This window comes from Enterobacter cloacae complex sp. 302F9 (assembly GCF_050030335.1).
In the GTDB taxonomy this organism is placed as follows: Bacteria; Pseudomonadota; Gammaproteobacteria; order Enterobacterales; family Enterobacteriaceae; genus Enterobacter; species Enterobacter hormaechei_C.
Genome location: NZ_JBLGUC010000001.1, coordinates 142774 through 163176, shown reverse-complemented (window position 1 = coordinate 163176; position 20403 = coordinate 142774). Strand labels below are relative to the sequence as shown.

Sequence of the window (20403 nt, the reverse complement as noted above, 5' to 3'; positions counted from 1 at the left end):
TTTTTATGGCTTTTTTAAGCGTCATTATTGCTGCGCATAACGCTGAAGCTACGCTGCACGCCACGCTTTCAAGCCTGCTGGCAGCAACCGATCAGGATACTGAAGTCATTATTTTCAATGACAGTTCTGAGGATGCCACGCAGGCAATAATTGAAGAGTGGTCGCCGAAATTTCCTCAGATCATAACGCGCACCGTGAACTTTCGTAACGTTGGCCGGGTAAGAAACAGCGCTGTCGCGCTGGCATCGGGTGAGTATATTACGATGCTCGACAGTGATGATTGCTTAAAGCCGGGCAGCCTCAGGGACGCAATAGCCTTCCTGAAAGCGCAACGTCCGGACATGTTACTGACTCGTTTGCTTGAGATTCGCGATCCCCGGAAAATAACGTCAGACTGGCAGGGATTTAATCCTGTGCCATTGTCACAACATGAAGCAATTACTCGTTTCTTACGTCATAAAGACTTTCAGGCACATCTCATTGGCCAGTTTATTCATCGTAGCCTTTACGAGAAAAATCCCATACCTCCGATGTTATGTTATGAGGATTTCGCTGTCTTCCCGGGAATGTTGATGCAATCGAGCAAAATAGCCTATCAACGCCAGGGGCATTATTATTACATCAAGCGTCGCGACAGTTTGTCGAGCAGTCTGGACGCCAGCAAAATTTCAACGCTTGTCGAATGCACGTTACAGATGGAAAGAACATTTCCGTCACGCTACAAACATCTCGTCAATTGCCACTGGTTTGATATTTACAGCAACCATCGGAAATATCTTACAGGTCAGCAGCTCAAAACCGTTAAGTCACGAGTAACAGCACTTTATTCTTTATCATTTTTCTTATCCAGCGATGTTCGCTTCAGCTATAAAAAAAGGGTTATTGAGGCATTATGGAAAAAATAAAGTTAAAAACTTACCAGTTAACACTCGCATTGAGCCTTATCTCTTTAGCTCTTGTCCTTGTTAATTCAGGGAAACAACGAGAGTTTTTCTATATTGCAATATATGCAAGTATCTTGGGTTTGGTGTTTGAGTATAAAAAAATCTCCTGGCATCCTTTTAGTATCGCCTATCCTATTATGCTGGTAGGATTACTTAACCTTATTTGGTATGTCACTTATGAATTGCATAATGAGGGATTAAACGCATACAGTGATTATCTTGGATCGAGTAAAAAATTAATTCTGGCAAGCCTTTTGATTTTTTACCTTGACCGTTTCAAAAATCATGTAACAAAAGATAATTTTGTGAAATACTTCTTAATTAGTACAGCTGTAGGTTATACCCTTGCCACAGCTTATGGCTTTTATCAGGCTGTACAAGGTATTAATCGCGTAGAGATGGCTATAAACCGTCCAACTATCGCAGCGTATGTATATTCTGTTCTATCATTAGCCTTTGTTTACAGCTTATACCTAAAGAAGAATGTGAAATTATACCTTCTGGCAGGCGTCGTAGTCCTGATATCTTTCTTCGTGATTCTTTTGACTGCCACGCGTGCCGCCATGGGCCTTTACCTGTTAATGGCTATTATTCTTACACTTTATCATTTCCGAAAAATTCACCTTAAATCATTAATGATTTTTTTATGCATCGTTACAGGGATCATAGCCGTAAGCTATAAACCATTGATTTCTCCTAAAATTCAACAAACAGTGACTGAGATAACTAAATATCAGAAAGGGCATGATGCAACTTCTCTGGGGGCTCGTTTTTCGATGTGGAACGTGGGTCTTATGACTGGCATTGCGCATCCACTGGGACAGTCTATTGAAAGCAGGGAATCATGGGTTCGAAATTATGTCGCAAATGGACATCAACATGTTGCAGCAGCGCTCGGTTACATTCGAATTCATTTGCACAATGAATTTATTGAAAAATATTCACTGCAAGGCATTCCTGGACTGCTAATTTTATGCTTCTTTTTTATTTCGATAATAGCTTACTCTATTAGAAGTAAAAACGGTTTGCTGCTGACGTCGATGCTTCTTTTGCTTTTGTATGGACTGACGGATGTCATACTGCTCAGTTCAGAGGCCTTAATCTTCTTTATGATTTTGTTTGCGCTAAGTACACCTTTCTCACAAACAAAGCAGCAATAACAAATATGCCCGCCTGGCGGGCATAACTATTTTTTGTACTTGTAAAACTCCGCCAGCGTCATCCCCACGGTCTTATCTGATAACCAGGTAAAGAGCTGCTCCAGATCCTGATACAGCCCCTCAATCGCGGCCTCGTCTTTAAAAGTAGGGCTCCCGCCAGGCATAAATTCCGACGAATGCAGCATGAACTCCACGTAGTCATTTCCCTGAGCCAGGCACTGCTGCGCCACCTTAATCATCTCCGCCGCATTTCCTCCGGACGGGCGTAACCAGTTAACTGACGGAGAACGGTATTTACCGCGCAGACGATCATAACCCTGCTTCAGGGAATTCAGCCATGCCGGGTGTTTATACTGGATGCTCATCGGTACTTCGAGGAGAGGGCTGTTTCCCGGCCGGGAAATGTCGTCTACGTCCAAAAAGTAGGCACGATCGGGAAAATGCTGGTAATTCGTTCCGCCATTACCCTGCGGAGCGCCTTTCGCGTTGCGCCAGTTCACGCGCGGCGTAACGGAACAATCTACCTGATACCCCAGCTCAATCAGCAACTGGGCGTAACGGCTGTCGAATGCCCAGCGCCCGGCGCGATGGCTGAGCATTTTTGTCTGGAAAGTCTCTTCCAGTAAGCGGGTCATGAAGAGCACTTTCTCACGCATGACCTCGTCTGAAAACTCAATCAGATAAGGCTGCCAGCGCCAGTCATCACCGGTCAGATCGTGCTCCGGAGGGCTATTCCAGGCATGGAGATGCATTCCCACCTCACCCTGGCCGCGGGCTATGACCTCTTTCGCGAACTCAATGAATACCGGTTCGACTGCCATCTCGTAGTTGGTCAGCCAGACGGGCTTAAAGCCGAAGCGTTCACAAAGCGCCTGAAACCGCGCCAGGTAACGCGCGTTTTCCGTTTTGATCACCCGGTGGTTCTGCCAGAGATTATCCCCTTCGGTATCGATCGTGATGATAAACGCTGGTTTTTTCATAATGAGCCCGCAAGACAAAATAGTTAGCGCTATGTTACGCACGCCCGAAAGCAGGAGTAAACCCTTCCAGGGAAATTCCTGACATTATGGAGAAAGAGTGCAAGTCGTTACCAGGTCTATTAGAATTGCCAATAGTACAACGCCGATAAGATGATGATGAATAACTTACCTGACACGCCTGATTTGCGCATTTTACTGATCAAACTTCGCCATCATGGTGACATGTTACTCACCACCCCCGTCATCAATTCATTACGCCAGAAATGGCCTGACGCCCAAATCGACGTGCTTCTCTATGAAGAGACGCGAGACATGCTCGCCGCGCATCCGGCAATCAGGACGATCTATGGTATCGATCGTAAATGGAAGCAGCTGGGGACGCTGAAGCACCTGCAAAAAGAATGGCAGTTGCTTCGTGCTTTACGTGCTCAGCATTATCATCTGGTGATCAATCTTGCCGATCAGTGGCGCAGCACGATTGTTACCCGCTTCACCGGCGCACCGGTTCGGCTCGGGTTCGCCTTTAACAAGCGCAATAATGCCTTCTGGCGTTTTTGTCACAGTGAACTGGTCTCGGTCGCCAGCCATCAGTCGTTGCACACCGTTGAACAAAATCTCTCCATACTGTCAGCGCTGCCGGTAATGGCCAACCCTACCGTGACCATGGCTTACAGCGCGGATGACTGGCGCCATGCTCACCAAAAGCTGTCGCAAAAGGGCGTGGGAGACCGCTACATCGTTATTCAACCCACTTCACGCTGGTTCTTTAAGTGCTGGGACGAAGGCAAAATGGCGCAAACTATCGCCGCGTTGCAGCAGGACGGCCACACTATCGTCCTTACGGCGGGACCGGACAAGAAAGAGCTGGCGATGATTGACCGCATTCTTGCCGCCTCCCCGCAGACGGGTGTTGTATCGCTGGCAGGGCAGTTAACCCTGCGCCAGCTGGCCTCGCTAATCGATCACGCGATCCTGTTCATTGGCGTTGACTCCGTACCCATGCACATGGCCGCCGCCCTTCAGACGCCCTGCGTGGCGCTGTTTGGCCCGTCAAAATTGACGTTCTGGTCGCCATGGCAGGTTAACGGAGAGGTCATCTGGGCAGGTAACTACGGCCCGCTTCCCAACCCTGACGCCATTGATACAAAAACGACGGAACGTTATCTCGACGCCATCCCCGTTGATGCTGTCGTCTCCGCCGCAAGGAGATACCTGCAATGAAGCTTCATCGTCTGGCCATTGTGCGCCAAAAATATCGTCCGGATGGAGGAGCAGAACGTTTTGTCTCCAGGGCACTTACCGCGCTGAGCAATCAAAATCTTGAGCTCAACGTCATCACCCGCGAGTGGCAGGGCGAAAAGCAGGACGACTGGCATATTCATATTTGCGATCCCCGGAAGTGGGGCCGCATCAGCCGTGAGCGCGGCTTTGCACACGCCGCGCGCGCGCTGTGGCAGCAACAGCAGTTTGATATTGTCCAGAGCCACGAACGTATTCCGGGCTGCGATATTTACCGCGCCGGGGATGGTGTACATCGACGCTGGCTGCTACAGCGTACGCGTATTCTCCCCGCCTGGCGCGCGAAGCTGCTTATGCACGATCGCTATCACCGCTACGTGATGCACGCAGAACGTGAAATGTACCAGGCTCCCGAGTTGAAAGCCGTTATCTGTAATGCGGAGATGATCAAGCGCGAAATCGTCGAAGACTTTGATATTGACGCAAAAAAGATACATGTGATTTATAATTCAATAGATTCCAGCCGCTTCGTTCCGGCAGAAGAGAGGCAACGCGCTGTACTGCGTCAGCAATTTGGCTTACCCGCTGATGCCGTCATTTTCTGCTTCGTGGGTTCAGGGTTTGAACGCAAGGGGCTGGCAAGCGCTATTCGGGCTATAGGAGGAACCTCGGCGTGGCTGGTTGTGGTCGGTCAGGATAAAGCGGAAAGCCGTTATCGCGACCTCGCCCGTTCATTAGGCTGTGAGGGGCAAATCCGTTTCCTGGGGATGCAAAAAGAGACGCTGCCATTTTATCAGCTTTCTGATGGTTTACTGCTGCCGACGCTGTATGATCCTTTCCCTAACGTCATACTTGAAGCAATGGCCTGTGGATTGCCCGTCATTACGTCAGAGAGTTGCGGTGGTTCAGAATTTATTGAGCAAGGCCAGAACGGGTTTTACTGTGATGCACTTGATATCCACACATTGAAGGAGGCCGTCATGTCCATCCCTTCACTGGAAAAAAATAACAATATGGGGCTTGCGGCGCGTGAACGCGTCAGAGAAGCAACCCCTGAAAAACTATCAAGTCAGCTTATTTCGCTTTATCAAAAATTACTGGATTAATAATGCGCATCCTAATGATTATTGATGGTTTACCCGGTGGAGGAGCCGAAAAAACGGTTCTCACCCTCTCCAGCGGACTGACAGAACTGGGGCATCAGGTCACCCTTTTCTCCTTACGGAAGGTGTGCGACTACGCCATTCCGGAAGGCATCGATTTTCAGGTTGTGCAGGATACCTGTAAAAAACCCTGGCGGAAGCTGACCGAGATCCCGCGTCGCGCCCGTTTGCTGGATCGCGCCATCGAGCAGGCAGAACGCAGCGGTAAATTTGACGTCGTGTTCTCACATCTGCATAAAACCGACCGTATCGTGGCGCACAGCCGCGTGCTGGATCGGGATAAGGTCTGGTTCTGCGTACACGGGATGTTCTCCTTCTCCTATTTGCGCCATCGCAGCGGGATTTCTCGCTGGTTTAAGCATTATAAAATCCGTCATACCTATGAAAACCGCAACGTGGTGGCGGTATCCGGCGCCGTGCTGCACGATCTGTCTGAAGTACTCGCGATCCCCCTGCGGCGCAAAGCGGTTATCCATAACCCCTTTGATATCCCTGAAATTCAGCGTCTGGCGGAAGCGGCCTTTGAGATGCAGGGGCAGGATTACATTATCCACGTTGGCCGTTTTCATGAACACAAACGTCACGACAGGCTGCTGCGGGCGTTTGCGCTGAGCAAGATCGACGCATCGCTGGTGTTGATGGGCAAAGGTTCTAACGCGAAAATAAATCAGCTCAAACAGCTTGCCGCTAAGCTGGGAATTGAAAACAAGATCGTCTTCCGCCCGTTCGAAACCAACCCCTACCCGTGGATCAAAGGGGCACGCCTTTTAGTGTTAAGTTCCGACTGCGAAGGTTTTGGTAATGTACTGGTAGAGTCCATTATCTGTCAGACCCCACCGGTGAGTACAAACTGCCCTGGCGGCCCTGCTGAGATCCTTACTGGCCCCCTGGCGCGTGGTCTGACAGCGTTAACCGACGAATCACTGGCGAAAACACTGGCAGAACTGTATGCCTCTCCGCCGGTTGTTGATCGCGAAACGATCGCATCGTTCGGTATCAACGCCATTTGCCAGCAATACATTGCTTTGGTCGACAACCAAAAATAATCAGGTTTCATATGCAAAATTCAGCGCCTTTATTAAGCGTGGTGGTGGCCGTTTATAACGGTGAAGCTTTTCTCGATCAGTTCTTTACCTGCCTTGTAAATCAACACATCGACAGTATGGAAGTCATCATCGTGAATGACGGTTCCACTGACCGCTCGATGCAGATTGTCGAAAAATGGCGCGAAAAGCTGCCACAGATGCAGGTTATTGAACAACCTAATCAGGGCGTGTCCATCGCGCGTAATACTGGCCTGGCCGTTGCGACCGGGCAGTATCTCTCTTTCCCGGATATTGATGATGTCTTCAAACCCGGCATGTACCAGCGTCTGCTGGATATGGCCGTCACGCAGAACCTGGATGTCGCCACCTGCAATGGCAACTACGTCTGGGAAAATAACAAAAAACCGTCTCGCCCTATCTTCCCTGAAGATAAGCTCGCCTCAACGGGCGTCATGAATGGCGCGGCATGGTTAAAAAAGGCGCTGGATTCTCGTAAGTTCCTGCATGTGACCTGGCTGAATATCTATCGTCACGATTTTATTCGTCAGCACGGCTTCCGTTTCGAGCCAGGCCTGCGCCATCAGGATATCCCGTGGACGACTGAGGTGCTGCTTGCCGCGGAACGCGTTCAGTACACCAGCGAACGCTTTTACGACTACTACATTCACTCCGCCTCGGTATCGCACACCCCGGATAATGACGACACGCTGATTCGCTCTGCGCGCCATTATATGAAGATCCTGAAGATGCTTGATGCCATTAACCAGCGCTACCCGGATAAAGTGAAAAATATCCCGGCCTGTTACTGGCAAATCGCTAAAGAGGGTCTGGGAATTATTCATACCTTCGACAACATGAAGGATGAGGCGAAGAAATCAATGATAATCAAAGAGTTCTTCGACACCGGGATCTGGAAGCTCATCTGGAAAAGTGCCAAAAGCCCGCGTTTGCGCTGGCGCCTGGGCCGGCGCTACTTCCGTTTAAAACGGTATCTGGCATAAGAGATAGCTTTAGCACGCTTAAATGCTTAGAATTTCCCGGCCGAAACTAAAAAAACGGATAATCGCTTGGAATTGTTGTATACCGCCCTGCTCTACATCATTCAGCCACTGGTGTGGCTGCGACTGTTGCTTCGTAGCCGTAAAGCGCCTGCGTACCGTAAACGCTGGGCCGAACGTTATGGCTACTGCCGCAATAAAGTGGCGCCGGACGGTATTCTGCTGCATTCCGTGTCAGTCGGGGAAACGCTGGCCGCCATTCCACTGGTGCGTGCCCTGCGCCACCGTTATCCGTCACTGCCCATCACCGTCACCACGATGACACCAACCGGCTCAGAGCGCGTGATGTCTGCCTTCGGTAAAGACGTGCATCACGTCTACCTGCCGTACGATCTCCCCTGCGCCATGAACCGTTTCCTGAATACCGTGCGCCCTAAACTGGTGATCGTCATGGAAACCGAACTGTGGCCGAATATGATTTCCGCCCTGCATGCCCGTAAAATTCCTTTGGTTATCGCCAACGCGCGTCTGTCAGAACGCTCGGCGAAAGGGTACGGCAAGCTGGGTAAATTTATGCGTCGCCTGCTCAGCAAAATCACGCTGATCGCCGCGCAGAACGAAGAAGATGCCGCGCGCTTTATCGCCCTCGGCCTGAAGCGCAACCAGCTTGCGGTCACGGGTAGCCTGAAGTTCGATATTTCCGTCACCCCTGAACTCGCCGCCCGTGCGGTAACACTGCGTCGTCAGTGGGCGCCGCGTCGCCAGGTCTGGATTGCCACCAGCACCCATGATGGCGAAGAAGCCATTATTCTTCAGGCTCACCGCCAGCTGCTGGAAAAATTCCCTGATTTACTGCTGATTCTGGTTCCTCGCCATCCTGAGCGTTTTAAAGATGCCCGCGAGATGGTGCAAAAAGGCGGTTTCAGCTTCACCCTGCGCAGCAGCGGCGAAATCCCCTCTGGCAACACGCAGGTGGTGATTGGCGATACGATGGGCGAACTGATGCTGCTGTACGGGATCGCCGATCTTGCATTCGTTGGCGGAAGCCTGGTGGAGCGCGGTGGTCATAACCCGCTGGAGCCAGCAGCCCACGCCATCCCCGTACTGATGGGGCCACACACGTTTAACTTCAAAGATATCTGCGCGAAATTGCAGCAAGCCGATGGCTTAATCACCGTGACCGACGCGGATTCGGTGGTCAAAGAGGTCTCTACCCTTCTGACTGACGAAGATTACCGCCTGTGGTACGGTCGTCACGCCGTTGAAGTCCTGCATCAGAACCAGGGCGCACTGACCCGTCTGCTGCAACTTCTGCAACCTTACCTGCCGCAGCGGAGCCACTAATGTCAACGCGTCTGTCGGTCGTGATGATCGCCAAAAACGCCGCCGACCTGCTTCCGGATTGCCTGGCCTCTGTTGCCTGGGCTGACGAAATCGTCATTCTCGACTCCGGAAGTACGGACAACACGGCGGACGTTGCCCGTGCAGCCGGGGCAAAAGTCTTTACCGACACCGACTGGCAGGGCTACGGTATTCAGCGCCAGCGTGCGCAGGGTTACGCCACGGGCGATTACGTGTTGATGATCGATACCGATGAGCGCGTCACCCCGGAACTCCGACAGGCCATTCAAACGGTGCTTGCCGCGCCACAGCCCGGCGCGGTCTACAGTATCGCGCGTCGTAACTATTTCCTGGGCCGCTTTATGCGCCACAGCGGCTGGTACCCCGACCGCGTGATGCGCCTCTATGCGCGCGAGCGTTATCAGTACAACGACAACCTGGTCCATGAATCTCTGGCCTGCGATGGCGCTCAGGTCATCCCTCTGACGGGCGATCTGCTTCATCTGACCTGCCGCGATTTCGCCAGCTTCCAGCGGAAACAGCTGAACTATGCCACCGCCTGGGCACAGGAGCGGCATACGCGCGGCAAGAAGGCCACGCTGACCGGCATCTTCACCCACACGCTGGGCGCGTTTCTGAAAACGCTGCTGCTGCGTGGCGGCGTGCTGGACGGCAAACAGGGCTGGTTACTGGCCGTAGTGAATGCCCAGTATACTTTCAACAAATACACCGAGCTGTGGGCGCTGAACCGCGGCTACTCAGAGAAAACGTGAGCCATGAGCACAAAAGCGATTTATCCGGGTACCTTCGATCCGATCACTAACGGTCATCTTGATATCATCACCCGTGCGGCGTGTATGTTCGACAAGGTGATTCTGGCCATTGCCGCCAGCCCGAGCAAAAAGCCGATGTTCGACCTGAACGAACGCGTGCAGCTTGCCACCGATGCGATTTCGCATCTGTCGAATGTTGAGGTCGTCGGATTCAGCGACTTGATGGCAAACTTTGCCCGTGACCGGCAGGCCAATATCCTGATCCGCGGTCTTCGCGCGGTAGCAGACTTCGAATATGAGATGCAGCTGGCACACATGAACCGCCATCTGATGCCGGAGCTGGAGAGCGTATTCCTGATGCCCTCCAAAGAGTGGTCCTTCATCTCTTCCTCACTGGTGAAAGAGGTGGCGCGCCATCACGGGGACGTTACCCACTTCCTGCCGGTTAACGTCCACCAGGCGTTGATGGAAAAGCTAAAGTAACCCTACTTCTGGCACTGACGGCAGTAAAACGTGGCGCGCTGAGCGTGCTTCGTGGCAATAATCGGCGTCCCGCAGGCTCTGCACGGCTCACCCTTACGGCCATAAACCTGCAACTCCTGCGCAAAATAGCCCGGCTTCCCGTCGCTTTGCAGGAAATCCTTCAGCGTCGTCCCGCCCTGCTCAATTGAGCGCAGCAGTACCGCTTTAATTACTCTGACCAGCAGCTCGCACTCCTGCGCCGACAGCGAGGAGGCCAGCCGATCGGGATGGATCCCGGCGGCAAACAACGATTCGCTGGCATAGATATTTCCCACGCCCACCACCAGCTTGTTATCCATCAGCCAGGGTTTAATCGGGGTTTTCTTTTTCGCGCACTTCTCTTTGAGATAATCCGCGTTAAACGCCTCTGACAGCGGCTCAGGTCCGAGATGCGCCAGCACGTTGTGTCCTTCCAGCTCTTTGGTCCACAGCCATGCGCCAAAGCGACGCGGGTCGGTGTAACGCAGTACTTTGCCGTTACTCATCACCAGATCAACGTGGTCGTGCTTTTCCGCAGGCAACTCTTCGGTGAGGATGCGCAGGCTTCCCGACATGCCCAGATGGATAATGATCCAGCCGTCAGGCAGCTCCAGCAGCAGGTATTTCGCGCGGCGCTGCACGCTCAGGACGGGTTTGTCGCTTAACGCGTGGATCTCATCGGACACCGGCCAGCGCAGACGCCCGTTGCGAACGACAGCATGAAGAATAGTCGCGCCAACCAGATGGGGCTCAATGCCGCGGCGGCTGGTCTCTACCTCTGGTAATTCAGGCATGGTTCCTCCGTTGAGATGCAGAATGCAAAAAACCCCGCAGTTGCGGGGTTTTTCAATACAAGGAGACTAAAATTATTTGATTTTAGCTTCTTTGTACAGTACGTGCTGGCGTACAACTGGATCGAATTTTTTCAGTTCCAGTTTTTCCGGCTTAGTACGTTTGTTCTTCGTGGTGGTGTAGAAGTGACCTGTACCAGCAGAAGAAACCAGCTTGATTTTCTCGCGAATACCTTTAGCCATGATTTATTTCCTCTTTAAGTACTTAGTACTTTTCGCCACGGGCACGCAGTTCGGACAGAACTGTATCGATGCCTTTCTTATCGATTACACGCATACCTTTAGCAGATACGCGCAGGGTGACAAAACGCTTCTCGCTCTCAACCCAGAAACGGTGAGAGTGCAGGTTCGGCAGGAAACGGCGTTTAGTCGCGTTCAGTGCGTGGGAACGGTTGTTACCGGTCACCGGACGCTTGCCAGTAACTTGGCAGACTCGGGACATGTCTATTCTCCAAAAATCAAATTAGCTCGAGCTTCGTATGGGGTATCGGCGCCTCGTCAGGCTTTACAGCCCGGTCATCGCATAGTTCTATTGAACTCTCGATTGCCAGGCCCAAATGCCAAACCCGAGATTCTCAAAGGTGGCGTAGTATACGCTGACTCGGCGGTGTGCTCAAGTCCCGAACAGACAAAGATCCCGATGGATCGCGAGAAAAGGCCTAAATCCAGCCACGTTCGGCAAAAGAAATGTACTCTCCGCGGCCAATTATCAGATGGTCCAGCACACGAATGTCCATGAATTGACAGCATTTGATAATACGTTCGGTAATTGCTTTGTCAGCTCTGCTTGGTTCTGCACAGCCAGAGGGGTGATTATGCGCGAGGATCACGCCGGCTGCATTCACTTTTATCGCTTCCCGCACAATTTCACGCGGATGCACCTCAACGTGGCTCAATGTTCCCGAAAAAAGGCGGGTATGTTTCAGTACCCGGTTTTTGTTATCGAGAAAGATCACCATAAAGATCTCCCGCTCCAGATCGGAGAGCTGGCTTTGCAGAAATTCGCGGGTCATGTCGGGGGTGAGGATCGGGTCTTCTTCCTCCATACGCACGTTGTAAAATCGCCGGGCCAGCTCGGCAATGCCCCGTAACTGGGCATATTTCGCCACGCCAATGCCCTCAACGTGCGTAAACGCCTCCAGCTCAGCGGTCAGCAATCCATACAGTGAACCGAAATGGTCTATCAGTTCTTTCGCCAGCGTAAATACCGTTTTCCCCGGCGTGCCTGTGCGTAAAAAGAGCGCCAGCAGCTCGTCGTCCTTTAACAACGTGACGCCATGACGCAGCATTTTTTCACGCGGTAACAGCAGTTCAGTCTCTTCCATGCCCGGCCTCCTTCTGTTTGCCATTATGCTGCCACAGGCAAATTCGGGGTTCGACGCTGGCATTTCGTTCTTGCGTAACGCCTCGCAAAGTGAATTAAGGACATCATCACCCCGTTTTAGGGATTGTGATAAAATGCCCGCTCTCTGGTGAAACCCAACAGGAAAGAATCATGATGAGCCTGGCCGGTAAAAAAATCGTTCTTGGCGTCAGCGGCGGTATTGCTGCCTATAAAACGCCAGACCTGGTGCGCCGTTTGCGCGAGCGCGGGGCCGACGTACGGGTCGCGATCACCGAAGGCGGCAAAGCCTTTATCACCCCGCTGAGCCTGCAAGCCGTCTCGGGATACCCGGTATCCGACAGCCTGCTCGACCCGGCAGCCGAAGCCGCAATGGGCCACATTGAGCTGGGGAAATGGGCCGATCTGGTTATCCTTGCCCCCGCCACGGCAGATTTAATTGCCCGCGTGGCAGCCGGTATGGCGAACGATCTGGTAACGACCATTTGCCTCGCCACGCCTGCGCCCGTCGCGGTTGTGCCCGCAATGAACCAGCAGATGTACCGCAACGCCGCTACCCAGCATAATCTGGACACGCTGGCCTCGCGCGGCCTGCTGATTTGGGGACCGGACAGTGGCAGCCAGGCCTGCGGCGACGTTGGGCCAGGGCGTATGCTCGACCCATTGACGATTGTTGATATGGCCGCCGCCCATTTCTCGCCTGTCAACGATCTGCAACATCTCAACATCATGATTACCGCGGGCCCCACGCGCGAGCCGCTGGATCCGGTGCGTTACATCACCAACCACAGCTCAGGCAAAATGGGCTTTGCGATTGCTGCCGCGGCAGCCAAACGCGGCGCGAACGTCACGCTGGTGAGCGGCCCGGTGTCGCTTACCACCCCTGCGTTTGTGCAGCGTATTGATGTAACGACCGCGCTGGAAATGGAAGCCGCCGTACAGGCACATGCTCAACAGCAGCATATTTTTATCGGCTGTGCGGCCGTCGCTGATTACCGCGCCGAAACCATTGCCGACGCCAAAATTAAAAAGCAAGGTGATGAATTAACAATAAAAATGGTGAAGAACCCGGATATCGTTGCCGGTGTCGCCGCATTGAAAACTCATCGACCTTACGTTGTTGGGTTTGCCGCAGAAACGAATAATGTGGAAGAATATGCCCGGCAAAAACGTACCCGCAAAAACCTCGATTTGATTTGCGCGAACGACGTATCGCTGTCCACGCAAGGATTTAACAGCGACAGCAACGCATTGCACCTTTTCTGGCAGGATGGAGATAAAGTCTTACCGCTTGAGCGCAAAGAACTCCTGGGCCAACACTTACTGGACGAGATCGTTACCCGTTATGATGAAAAAAATCGACGTTAAGATTCTGGACCCGCGCGTTGGCGAGCAATTTCCGCTGCCAACGTATGCCACCTCCGGCTCTGCCGGTCTTGACCTGCGCGCCTGTCTTGATGACGCCGTAGAACTGGCGCCGGGTGCAACGACCCTGATCCCGACCGGGCTGGCGATTCACATTGCTGACCCGTCACTGGCAGCGGTGATCCTGCCGCGCTCTGGCCTGGGCCACAAGCATGGCGTCGTGCTGGGTAATCTGGTCGGCCTGATCGATTCTGACTATCAGGGTCAGCTGATGGTATCCGTCTGGAACCGTGGCCAGGACAGCTTCACCATTGAGCCGGGCGAGCGTATCGCGCAGATGGTGTTTGTACCGGTGGTGCAGGCAGAATTTAACCTGGTGGCAGACTTCGACGCTACCGACCGTGGCGAAGGCGGCTTCGGCCATTCCGGGCGCAAATAACCGCCCGACAAACACGCATCTCACAGCGCCATAATGCAATAACAAACCGCAAACGTCAGTTTGCGGGTCGCTGTGTGGTTGCCAGCCTGACAAGTGCTTATTTTCAGGGGTATTTTGTAACATGGCAGAAAAACAAACCGCGAAAAGGAATCGTCGCGAAGAAATACTTCAATCTCTGGCTCTGATGCTTGAATCCAGCGACGGCAGTCAACGCATCACCACCGCAAAACTGGCGGCCTCTGTGGGCGTGTCAGAGGCGGCGCTGTATCGTCATTTCCCGAGCAAAACCCGGATGTTTGACAGCCTGATCGAGTTTATCGAAGACAGCCTGATCACGCGCATCAACCTGATTCTGAAGGATGAAAAAGACACCAGCACGCGTCTGCGTCTGATTGTGCTGCTGATTCTGGGCTTTGGTGAACGTAACCCGGGTCTGACCCGTATTCTGACCGGCCACGCGCTGATGTTTGAACAGGATCGTCTGCAAGGCCGTATAAACCAGCTTTTTGAGCGTATCGAAGCCCAGCTGCGTCAGGTTCTGCGCGAGAAGAAAATGCGGGAAGGCGAGGGATATAATACGGATGAGACCCTGCTGGCAAGCCAGATCCTGGCTTTTTGCGAAGGGATGCTCTCCCGGTTTGTGCGCAGCGAGTTTAAATATCGACCAACGGACGATTTTGACGCCCGCTGGCCGTTAGTGGCTGCTCAGTTACAGTAATGCCATCGCCGGATGGCGGCTTCGCCTTATCCGGCCTACGAACGGGTAGGCCCGGTAAGCGTAGCGCCGCCGGGCAATTGAATTATACGCCAAACTCTTCGCGGTATTGACGCACCGCCGCCAGATGATCAGCCATCTCAGGCTTCTCTTCCAGATACGCAATCAGGTCTTTCAGCGTGATAATCGACGTGACCTTGCAGCCATAATCGCGCTCCACTTCCTGAATAGCAGAGATGTCGCCGCGCCCGCGCTCCTGACGATCGAGCGAAATCAGCACACCCGCAAGCGTTGCGCCGTTAGCCTGGATAATCTCCATCGATTCACGGATCGCGGTACCTGCGGTGATCACGTCATCCACCAGCATCACGCGCCCCTGCAACGCACTGCCTACCAGATTGCCGCCTTCACCGTGGGTTTTGGCCTCTTTACGGTTAAAGCAGTACGGTACGTCGCGGTCATGGTGTTCCGCCAGCGCCACCGCCGTGGTGGTTGCGATTGGAATGCCTTTGTACGCGGGGCCAAACAGCAGGTCGAAATCAATCCCGGAATCCACCAGCGCTTCGGCATAGAAGCGGCCTAACAGTGCCAGGTCGCGCCCGGTATTAAACAGCCCGGCGTTGAAGAAATACGGGCTTTTACGCCCGGATTTCAGCGTGAACTCGCCAAACTTAAGTACCTGCTTGTTAAGCGCAAACTCAATAAACTGGCGCTGATACGATTTCATGGATTTGCTCCTTTGTCTTTTCAGTCTTACAGGCAAAAAAAAGGCGACTCATTGGTCGCCTTAAAATCAATTTTCTAACGCCGCTTTCTGCGTCGCTACAATAGATTCGATTCCCCCTCGGGCCAACGCCAGCAAGGTGAGCAGCTCTTCATGGGTGAATGGCTCGCCTTCTGCCGTACCCTGCACTTCAATGATGCGACCATCTTCGGTCATCACCACGTTCATGTCGGTTTCTGCGGCAGAATCTTCAACGTATTCCAGATCGCAAAGCGCCTCGCCGTTAACGATACCAACGGAGACAGCAGCAACCATCCCTTTCATTGGGTTGGTTTTCAGCTTACCGGCGGCAACCAGCTTGTTCAGGGCATCTGCCAGCGCCACACAGGCACCGGTAATAGAGGCCGTACGCGTGCCACCATCGGCCTGGATCACGTCGCAGTCCAGCGTGATGGTGAACTCACCCAGCGTTTTCAGGTCAACCGCGGCGCGGAGCGCACGCGCGATCAGGCGCTGGATCTCCATAGTACGGCCGCCCTGCTTACCTTTTGCCGCTTCACGGGCATTACGGGTATGGGTTGCGCGCGGCAACATACCGTATTCGGCGGTGATCCACCCCTGGCCCTGACCTTTCAGGAAGCGAGGCACGCCCTCTTCAATGGACGCGGTGCAAAGCACCTTGGTGTCACCAAACTCAACCAGCACGGAGCCTTCAGCGTGTTTTGTATAGTTACGGGTCAGGGTGACGGGACGCACCTGGTTGGCGCTACGACCTGCTGGACGCATGATGGATTCTCCGGCTTGAAACGAATGTGGCTGCGCATTATACGGATAAAGGACGCTTATTCCTATCCTGAGAAGCCCCTGAAAGCTATAATCCCCCCATCTCTCCTTCAAAAACGGGAATGTCTATGATCCGCAGTATGACCGCCTACGCCCGGCGTGAAATCAAGGGTAGCTGGGGTAGCGCTACCTGGGAAATGCGCTCGGTAAACCAGCGCTATCTGGAAACGTATTTCCGTATGCCGGAACAGTTCCGCAGCCTGGAGCCTGTGGTGCGTGAGCGTATCCGTACGCGTCTGACCCGCGGGAAAGTGGAATGTAATTTGCGTTTTGAGCCCGATGCCAGTGCACAGGGCGAACTGATCCTGAACGAAAAGCTGGCAAAACAGCTGGTTAATGCGGCGAACTGGGTCAAAATGCAGAGCGATGAAGGCGAGATCAACCCGGTTGATATTCTGCGCTGGCCTGGCGTGATGGCCGCCGGAGAGCAGGATCTGGACGCGATTACCGCTGAAATCCTGGCTGCACTCGACGGCACGCTGGACGACTTTATCATTGCCCGCGAAACCGAAGGCCAGGCGCTGAAAGCGATGATTGAGCAACGCCTTGAAGGCGTGAGCGCCGAAGTCGCTAAAGTGCGCGCTCATATGCCAGAAGTGCTGCAATGGCAGCGTGAGCGTCTTGTCGCCAAACTGGAAGAGGCGGAAGTTCAGCTGGAAAACAACCGTCTGGAACAAGAGCTGGTGCTGATGGCGCAGCGTGTGGACGTGGCTGAAGAGCTGGATCGTCTGGAAGCGCACGTTAAAGAGACCTACAACATTCTGAAGAAGAAAGAAGCGGTAGGCCGCCGTCTCGACTTTATGATGCAGGAGTTCAACCGCGAGTCGAACACGCTGGCGTCTAAGTCTATCAATGCAGAGGTAACCAATTCAGCGATTGAGCTGAAGGTCCTGATTGAGCAGATGCGCGAGCAGATCCAGAATATCGAGTAATTCCTTTCAGGGTGGTGTTGCCTCGCTCACCACCCATTACTTTTTCTAATCCTTATTTAGCCTTACTTTCTTTTCCTCCCGCCTTATCACAAGCCCGCCAGGCATGCGTTGATAAATTTCTGTAGGGCAAACCCCCTCGCCTTAGAAAATCTCAATCGTGATCTTCCGCACAAATCGCTAATCTCCTCCTCTTCATTCCGGAGGGTTTATGCTGCTTCACATTCTCTATCTTATTGGCATTACCGCAGAAGCCATGACCGGCGCGCTCGCTGCCGGACGTCGCCGTATGGACACCTTCGGCGTGATTATTATTGCCACGGCCACCGCGCTCGGCGGCGGGTCCGTGCGCGATATCCTGCTTGGCCATTATCCGCTCGGCTGGGTCAAAAACCCTGAGTACGTCATTATCGTGGCAACGGCAGCCGTGCTAACCACGATTGTGGCCCCGGTGATGCCTCATCTGCGCCGCTTGTTTCTGGTGCTGGATGCGCTTGGGCTGATTGTTTTTTCCATCATTGGCGCACAAATCGCTCTCGATATGGGTGAAGGCCCGGTTATCGCCACCATCGCTGCCGTGATCACGGGCGTGTTTGGCGGGGTGCTGCGGGATATGTTCTGCAAGCGTATCCCGCTGGTTTTCCAGAAGGAACTGTATGCCGGCATCTCCTTTGCCGCGGCAGTGCTTTATGTCGCCTTGCAGCACTATGTCACCAGCCACGATGTGGTGGTTATCTCCACCCTGCTGTTTGGCTTCACCGCGCGTATGCTGGCATTGCGCCTTAAGCTGGGCCTTCCCGTTTTTCATTACAAACACAATGCGCATTAATGTCAGAACGGGCAGGCGCCGGATAATCAATTACTCGAATAGTTGTAACCGTGGTGATGATAGCCGTAGCCGTAAGCGTTGCTTGCCCGCTTAACGACGCCGTTGAGAATCACCCCTTTGGTATTGACGCCACTCTGCTCCAGACGCTGTACACAGACCAGCATCTCCTTCACGCTGTTCATCCCGAAGCGGGCGACCAGCAGCGTGGTGCCTGCGCGACGAGCGACAACAGCCGCGTCGGTGACCGCCAGGATCGGTGGCGTATCGATAATCACCAGATCGTAGCGTTCATTCGCCCAGTCCAGCAGCTGCTGGAAACGCGTATGCATCAGAAGCTCCGCCGGATTAGGGGGGATCTGCCCGCGCACGATGGTATCGAATCCGCCTTTATCGAAGGTCTGAACGCCCTGGGTAAACTCCGCCTTACCGGACAACATCTTCGACAAGCCGCAGGTATTGTCGAGCTTAAACAGATCATGGGCATACCCGCGACGCATATCCGCATCAATATAGAGCACTTTCTGGCCCGCCTGCGCCACGACGGCCGCCAGGGTACTGCTGACAAAGGTTTTACCGCTGTCAGGCGTGGCGCCAGAGATCATCAGTATATTGTTCGCTGACTCCATCATCGCAAAATGCAGACTGGTGCGCAGGCCGCGAATCGCCTCCACGGAGAGATCGACCGGGTTATCCGCCGCCAGGAAGGGGATATGTTTGGTCTTATGGCGCAGCCCTGAGGACATAAAATCTTTTTTGCGCAAACGCATCTTTTTAGCCAGCCATTCCGACAGCGGTACGGTGGCATAGACGTTAATCCCGTGCTCCTCCAGCTGCTCCGGCGTTTCAAGGCCCATACGCAGCATACTGCGCGCCAGGATCCAGCCCGCAGAGACGAACAGACCCAGGAGAACCCCCAGAACGACGACCAGCGCTTTTTTCGGCTTGACTGGCTGCGGCCGGGTCACGGCCGGATCGATAATGCGGACGTTACCAATTGCGCTCGACCGGGCGATGCTCAGCTCCTGTTCGCGGTTAAGCAACTGCTGGTAGATAACGCGTCCCGACTCCACATCACGGCTCAGGCGCAACACCTCCTGCTGGGTTGACGGCATGGACGATACCCGTTTATTCAGGCGGTTTTTTTCCTGCTCCAGCGTCTGGCGTTTCTCAATCAGCGCCCGGTAGGTGGGGTGATCTTTTTTGTAGAGCTGCGAAATTTCCGCTTCCCGGAAGGTCAGTTCATTGAGCTGATTGTCCGCATTTACAATCTGCTCCAGCACCGCTTTTGCCTCCAGGTTCAGGTCAACGGAGTCATTTTGCTGGCGATAGCGGTTGAGCTTCTCCTCGGCCTGGTCCAGCTCGCTGCGCACCTGCGGAAGCTGCTGCTTCAAAAATTGCAGGCTTTTCGCATCCTGCGCCGCCTGGCGAGCCACGTTCTGTTGTAAATAGTTATCGGCGATGCAGTTAAGCACGCGCGCCATCTCATCGGGATCTTCCCCCGTGATGGTCAGGCCAAGCATCCCGCTGTCCTTGCTGCGCTCGCTCACGGAAAAATGCAGCTGTAGCGCGTCAATGGCCTCCAGCTCGCTCAGCTGTGTAATTGTAAATTGCGTACCCGGCTTCGCCTGGATATCGGCAATGGTAATGGCGATATTCGCCGCGCTCAGCGGCTGTCCCACAACGCCCTGTAACGTCACGTTATCGCCTTCCAGCTGATAGTGGCCCTTCTCGCCGACGGTCAGCGTCAGCTTTTGCGCCCGGCCCGCGACAGGGGGAAGATTGAGCATACTGACATCGAGGATGCCAGGCTGTTGCCCGGTGAGCCGCGCCCAGCCGCGTCCGACAAGGGGAAAATAGTTTTCACTGACCTGCGTGCGCAGGTTCAGGTCATCAATCGTTTTACCGAGGATCATGCGCGACTGGAGAAGCTGAAGCTCCGGCGCCGACTCCGGCGAGGAGTCAGGGATGAACTCGCTAAGGTTACTGAGTAGCGCGTTGCCCTGCTTCTGTTCCACCTGTATCAGCGCATCGGCCTGATAAACCGGTGTGGCAAAGAGCGCATAAAGCAGTGCCGCCAGCGTGAACAGCGTGGTAAGGATGAGAATAAATTTTCGGTAGTCGAGCAGCTCACCCAACAGGCGCACCAGATCGATCTCGTTATTCGCGGCAGACGCATCATGGGCATGAAGGTTATTTGTTGACATAAAACGTAACTATCCCG

Annotated in this window: 22 protein-coding genes; 14 read left to right on the top strand and 8 right to left on the bottom strand. The window is 53.5% G+C overall.

Annotated features, from left to right (window positions below):
* Positions 1-5 precede the first annotated feature (5 nt).
* Both ACQG0T_RS00800 and ACQG0T_RS00795 read left to right on the top strand, forming a co-directional pair.
* A complete protein-coding gene (locus ACQG0T_RS00800; RefSeq protein ID WP_252051685.1) occupies positions 6-905 on the top strand; it encodes a glycosyltransferase family 2 protein in 900 nt (299 codons plus the stop codon).
* The gene (locus ACQG0T_RS00795) at positions 893-2104 is read left to right on the top strand and encodes an O-antigen ligase family protein (RefSeq protein ID WP_058685831.1); all 1212 of its coding nucleotides are present in this window, start codon (positions 893-895) and stop codon (positions 2102-2104) included. Before ACQG0T_RS00800 ends, ACQG0T_RS00795 begins: the two co-directional genes overlap by 13 nt.
* A 26-nt stretch (positions 2105-2130) precedes the next feature.
* Here ACQG0T_RS00795 and ACQG0T_RS00790 read toward each other — a convergent pair whose 3' ends face one another.
* Positions 2131-3084 (bottom strand): polysaccharide deacetylase family protein, encoded by a 954-nt coding sequence (locus ACQG0T_RS00790; RefSeq protein WP_023295716.1) that lies wholly within the window; start codon positions 3082-3084, stop codon positions 2131-2133.
* Between the two features lie 150 nt (positions 3085-3234).
* Here ACQG0T_RS00790 and rfaQ point away from each other — a divergent pair, with 150 nt between their 5' ends.
* From rfaQ to coaD, 7 genes are all read left to right on the top strand, one after another.
* Positions 3235-4305, top strand: coding sequence for a putative lipopolysaccharide heptosyltransferase III (gene rfaQ, locus ACQG0T_RS00785; RefSeq protein WP_058685830.1), 1071 nt, complete (start codon positions 3235-3237; stop codon positions 4303-4305).
* Positions 4302-5429 (top strand): glycosyltransferase family 4 protein, encoded by a 1128-nt coding sequence (locus ACQG0T_RS00780; RefSeq protein WP_058685829.1) that lies wholly within the window; start codon positions 4302-4304, stop codon positions 5427-5429. Before rfaQ ends, ACQG0T_RS00780 begins: the two co-directional genes overlap by 4 nt.
* Before the next feature lie 2 nt (positions 5430-5431).
* On the top strand, positions 5432-6532 hold the full coding sequence (locus tag ACQG0T_RS00775; RefSeq protein ID WP_058685828.1) for a glycosyltransferase: 1101 nt from the start codon (positions 5432-5434) through the stop codon (positions 6530-6532).
* An 11-nt stretch (positions 6533-6543) separates the two neighbouring features.
* On the top strand, positions 6544-7533 hold the full coding sequence (locus ACQG0T_RS00770) for a glycosyltransferase (protein WP_015570038.1): 990 nt from the start codon (positions 6544-6546) through the stop codon (positions 7531-7533).
* A 66-nt stretch (positions 7534-7599) separates the two neighbouring features.
* Positions 7600-8874 carry a lipid IV(A) 3-deoxy-D-manno-octulosonic acid transferase gene (gene waaA / locus ACQG0T_RS00765; RefSeq protein WP_271040510.1) on the top strand — a complete coding sequence of 425 codons (1275 nt, stop codon included), beginning with the start codon at positions 7600-7602 and terminating at the stop codon, positions 8872-8874.
* Complete coding sequence (locus tag ACQG0T_RS00760; RefSeq protein WP_017693965.1) at positions 8874-9644, top strand: glycosyltransferase family 2 protein; 771 nt, start codon at positions 8874-8876, stop codon at positions 9642-9644. Before waaA ends, ACQG0T_RS00760 begins: the two co-directional genes overlap by 1 nt.
* A 3-nt stretch (positions 9645-9647) precedes the next feature.
* A complete protein-coding gene (gene coaD / locus ACQG0T_RS00755) occupies positions 9648-10127 on the top strand; it encodes a pantetheine-phosphate adenylyltransferase (RefSeq protein ID WP_015570040.1) in 480 nt (159 codons plus the stop codon).
* Between the two features lie 2 nt (positions 10128-10129).
* On the opposite strand, the gene mutM is transcribed toward coaD, so the two are convergent.
* The 4 genes from mutM to radC all read right to left on the bottom strand — a co-directional run bounded on the left by mutM (position 10130) and on the right by radC (position 12321).
* A complete protein-coding gene (gene mutM, locus ACQG0T_RS00750) occupies positions 10130-10939 on the bottom strand; it encodes a bifunctional DNA-formamidopyrimidine glycosylase/DNA-(apurinic or apyrimidinic site) lyase (protein ID WP_003860879.1) in 810 nt (269 codons plus the stop codon).
* 72 nt (positions 10940-11011) lie between these two features.
* A complete protein-coding gene (rpmG, locus tag ACQG0T_RS00745; RefSeq protein ID WP_003024094.1) occupies positions 11012-11179 on the bottom strand; it encodes a 50S ribosomal protein L33 in 168 nt (55 codons plus the stop codon).
* Positions 11180-11201: 22 nt separating this feature from the next.
* On the bottom strand, positions 11202-11438 hold the full coding sequence (gene rpmB / locus ACQG0T_RS00740) for a 50S ribosomal protein L28 (RefSeq protein ID WP_002436699.1): 237 nt from the start codon (positions 11436-11438) through the stop codon (positions 11202-11204).
* Between the two features lie 217 nt (positions 11439-11655).
* Complete coding sequence (radC, locus tag ACQG0T_RS00735; protein WP_006812419.1) at positions 11656-12321, bottom strand: RadC family protein; 666 nt, start codon at positions 12319-12321, stop codon at positions 11656-11658.
* A 173-nt stretch (positions 12322-12494) separates the two neighbouring features.
* Here radC and coaBC point away from each other — a divergent pair, with 173 nt between their 5' ends.
* The 3 genes from coaBC (at position 12495) to slmA (ending at position 14860) form a co-directional block, all read left to right on the top strand.
* Positions 12495-13706: a bifunctional phosphopantothenoylcysteine decarboxylase/phosphopantothenate--cysteine ligase CoaBC gene (coaBC, locus tag ACQG0T_RS00730; RefSeq protein WP_168728665.1), complete on the top strand. Its 1212-nt coding sequence runs from the start codon at positions 12495-12497 to the stop codon at positions 13704-13706.
* Positions 13684-14142: a dUTP diphosphatase gene (gene dut / locus ACQG0T_RS00725; RefSeq protein WP_015570042.1), complete on the top strand. Its 459-nt coding sequence runs from the start codon at positions 13684-13686 to the stop codon at positions 14140-14142. The genes coaBC and dut overlap by 23 nt, the downstream gene beginning before the upstream one ends.
* Positions 14143-14263: 121 nt before the next feature.
* Positions 14264-14860 (top strand): nucleoid occlusion factor SlmA, encoded by a 597-nt coding sequence (gene slmA, locus ACQG0T_RS00720; RefSeq protein WP_003860901.1) that lies wholly within the window; start codon positions 14264-14266, stop codon positions 14858-14860.
* A gap of 82 nt (positions 14861-14942) precedes the next feature.
* On the opposite strand, the gene pyrE is transcribed toward slmA, so the two are convergent.
* Together pyrE and rph are read right to left on the bottom strand one after the other, a co-directional pair.
* Entirely contained in the window at positions 14943-15584 is a 642-nt protein-coding gene (gene pyrE / locus ACQG0T_RS00715) for an orotate phosphoribosyltransferase (RefSeq protein WP_015570043.1), read from the bottom strand.
* A 66-nt stretch (positions 15585-15650) separates the two neighbouring features.
* Positions 15651-16367 (bottom strand): ribonuclease PH, encoded by a 717-nt coding sequence (rph, locus tag ACQG0T_RS00710; RefSeq protein WP_015570044.1) that lies wholly within the window; start codon positions 16365-16367, stop codon positions 15651-15653.
* Positions 16368-16492: 125 nt separating this feature from the next.
* Here rph and ACQG0T_RS00705 point away from each other — a divergent pair, with 125 nt between their 5' ends.
* Together ACQG0T_RS00705 and ACQG0T_RS00700 are read left to right on the top strand one after the other, a co-directional pair.
* On the top strand, positions 16493-17356 hold the full coding sequence (locus ACQG0T_RS00705; RefSeq protein WP_252051684.1) for a YicC/YloC family endoribonuclease: 864 nt from the start codon (positions 16493-16495) through the stop codon (positions 17354-17356).
* A gap of 208 nt (positions 17357-17564) precedes the next feature.
* Complete coding sequence (locus ACQG0T_RS00700) at positions 17565-18182, top strand: trimeric intracellular cation channel family protein (RefSeq protein ID WP_006812426.1); 618 nt, start codon at positions 17565-17567, stop codon at positions 18180-18182.
* Between the two features lie 26 nt (positions 18183-18208).
* Here ACQG0T_RS00700 and etk read toward each other — a convergent pair whose 3' ends face one another.
* Positions 18209-20386 (bottom strand): tyrosine-protein kinase, encoded by a 2178-nt coding sequence (gene etk, locus ACQG0T_RS00695; protein ID WP_426723737.1) that lies wholly within the window; start codon positions 20384-20386, stop codon positions 18209-18211.
* Between the last annotated feature and the right edge of the window lie 17 nt (positions 20387-20403).

Bases quoted from the DNA above. Each gene is read 5' to 3' on its own strand.
- ACQG0T_RS00705 (WP_252051684.1), top strand. From the start codon at position 16,493: ATGATCCGCAGTATGACCGCCTACGCCCGGCGTGAAATCAAGGGTAGC.
- radC (WP_006812419.1), bottom strand. From the start codon at position 12,321: ATGGAAGAGACTGAACTGCTGTTACCGCGTGAAAAAATGCTGCGTCAT.
- ACQG0T_RS00770 (WP_015570038.1), top strand. From the start codon at position 6,544: ATGCAAAATTCAGCGCCTTTATTAAGCGTGGTGGTGGCCGTTTATAAC.
- ACQG0T_RS00700 (WP_006812426.1), top strand. From the start codon at position 17,565: ATGCTGCTTCACATTCTCTATCTTATTGGCATTACCGCAGAAGCCATG.
- rfaQ (WP_058685830.1), top strand. From the start codon at position 3,235: ATGATGATGAATAACTTACCTGACACGCCTGATTTGCGCATTTTACTG.
- ACQG0T_RS00780 (WP_058685829.1), top strand. From the start codon at position 4,302: ATGAAGCTTCATCGTCTGGCCATTGTGCGCCAAAAATATCGTCCGGAT.
- pyrE (WP_015570043.1), bottom strand. From the start codon at position 15,584: ATGAAATCGTATCAGCGCCAGTTTATTGAGTTTGCGCTTAACAAGCAG.
- dut (WP_015570042.1), top strand. From the start codon at position 13,684: ATGATGAAAAAAATCGACGTTAAGATTCTGGACCCGCGCGTTGGCGAG.
- ACQG0T_RS00795 (WP_058685831.1), top strand. From the start codon at position 893: ATGGAAAAAATAAAGTTAAAAACTTACCAGTTAACACTCGCATTGAGC.
- slmA (WP_003860901.1), top strand. From the start codon at position 14,264: ATGGCAGAAAAACAAACCGCGAAAAGGAATCGTCGCGAAGAAATACTT.
- etk (WP_426723737.1), bottom strand. From the start codon at position 20,386: ATGTCAACAAATAACCTTCATGCCCATGATGCGTCTGCCGCGAATAAC.
- ACQG0T_RS00760 (WP_017693965.1), top strand. From the start codon at position 8,874: ATGTCAACGCGTCTGTCGGTCGTGATGATCGCCAAAAACGCCGCCGAC.
- ACQG0T_RS00790 (WP_023295716.1), bottom strand. From the start codon at position 3,084: ATGAAAAAACCAGCGTTTATCATCACGATCGATACCGAAGGGGATAAT.
- rpmG (WP_003024094.1), bottom strand. From the start codon at position 11,179: ATGGCTAAAGGTATTCGCGAGAAAATCAAGCTGGTTTCTTCTGCTGGT.
- rpmB (WP_002436699.1), bottom strand. From the start codon at position 11,438: ATGTCCCGAGTCTGCCAAGTTACTGGCAAGCGTCCGGTGACCGGTAAC.
- coaD (WP_015570040.1), top strand. From the start codon at position 9,648: ATGAGCACAAAAGCGATTTATCCGGGTACCTTCGATCCGATCACTAAC.
- rph (WP_015570044.1), bottom strand. From the start codon at position 16,367: ATGCGTCCAGCAGGTCGTAGCGCCAACCAGGTGCGTCCCGTCACCCTG.
- ACQG0T_RS00800 (WP_252051685.1), top strand. From the start codon at position 6: ATGGCTTTTTTAAGCGTCATTATTGCTGCGCATAACGCTGAAGCTACG.
- mutM (WP_003860879.1), bottom strand. From the start codon at position 10,939: ATGCCTGAATTACCAGAGGTAGAGACCAGCCGCCGCGGCATTGAGCCC.
- coaBC (WP_168728665.1), top strand. From the start codon at position 12,495: ATGAGCCTGGCCGGTAAAAAAATCGTTCTTGGCGTCAGCGGCGGTATT.
- ACQG0T_RS00775 (WP_058685828.1), top strand. From the start codon at position 5,432: ATGCGCATCCTAATGATTATTGATGGTTTACCCGGTGGAGGAGCCGAA.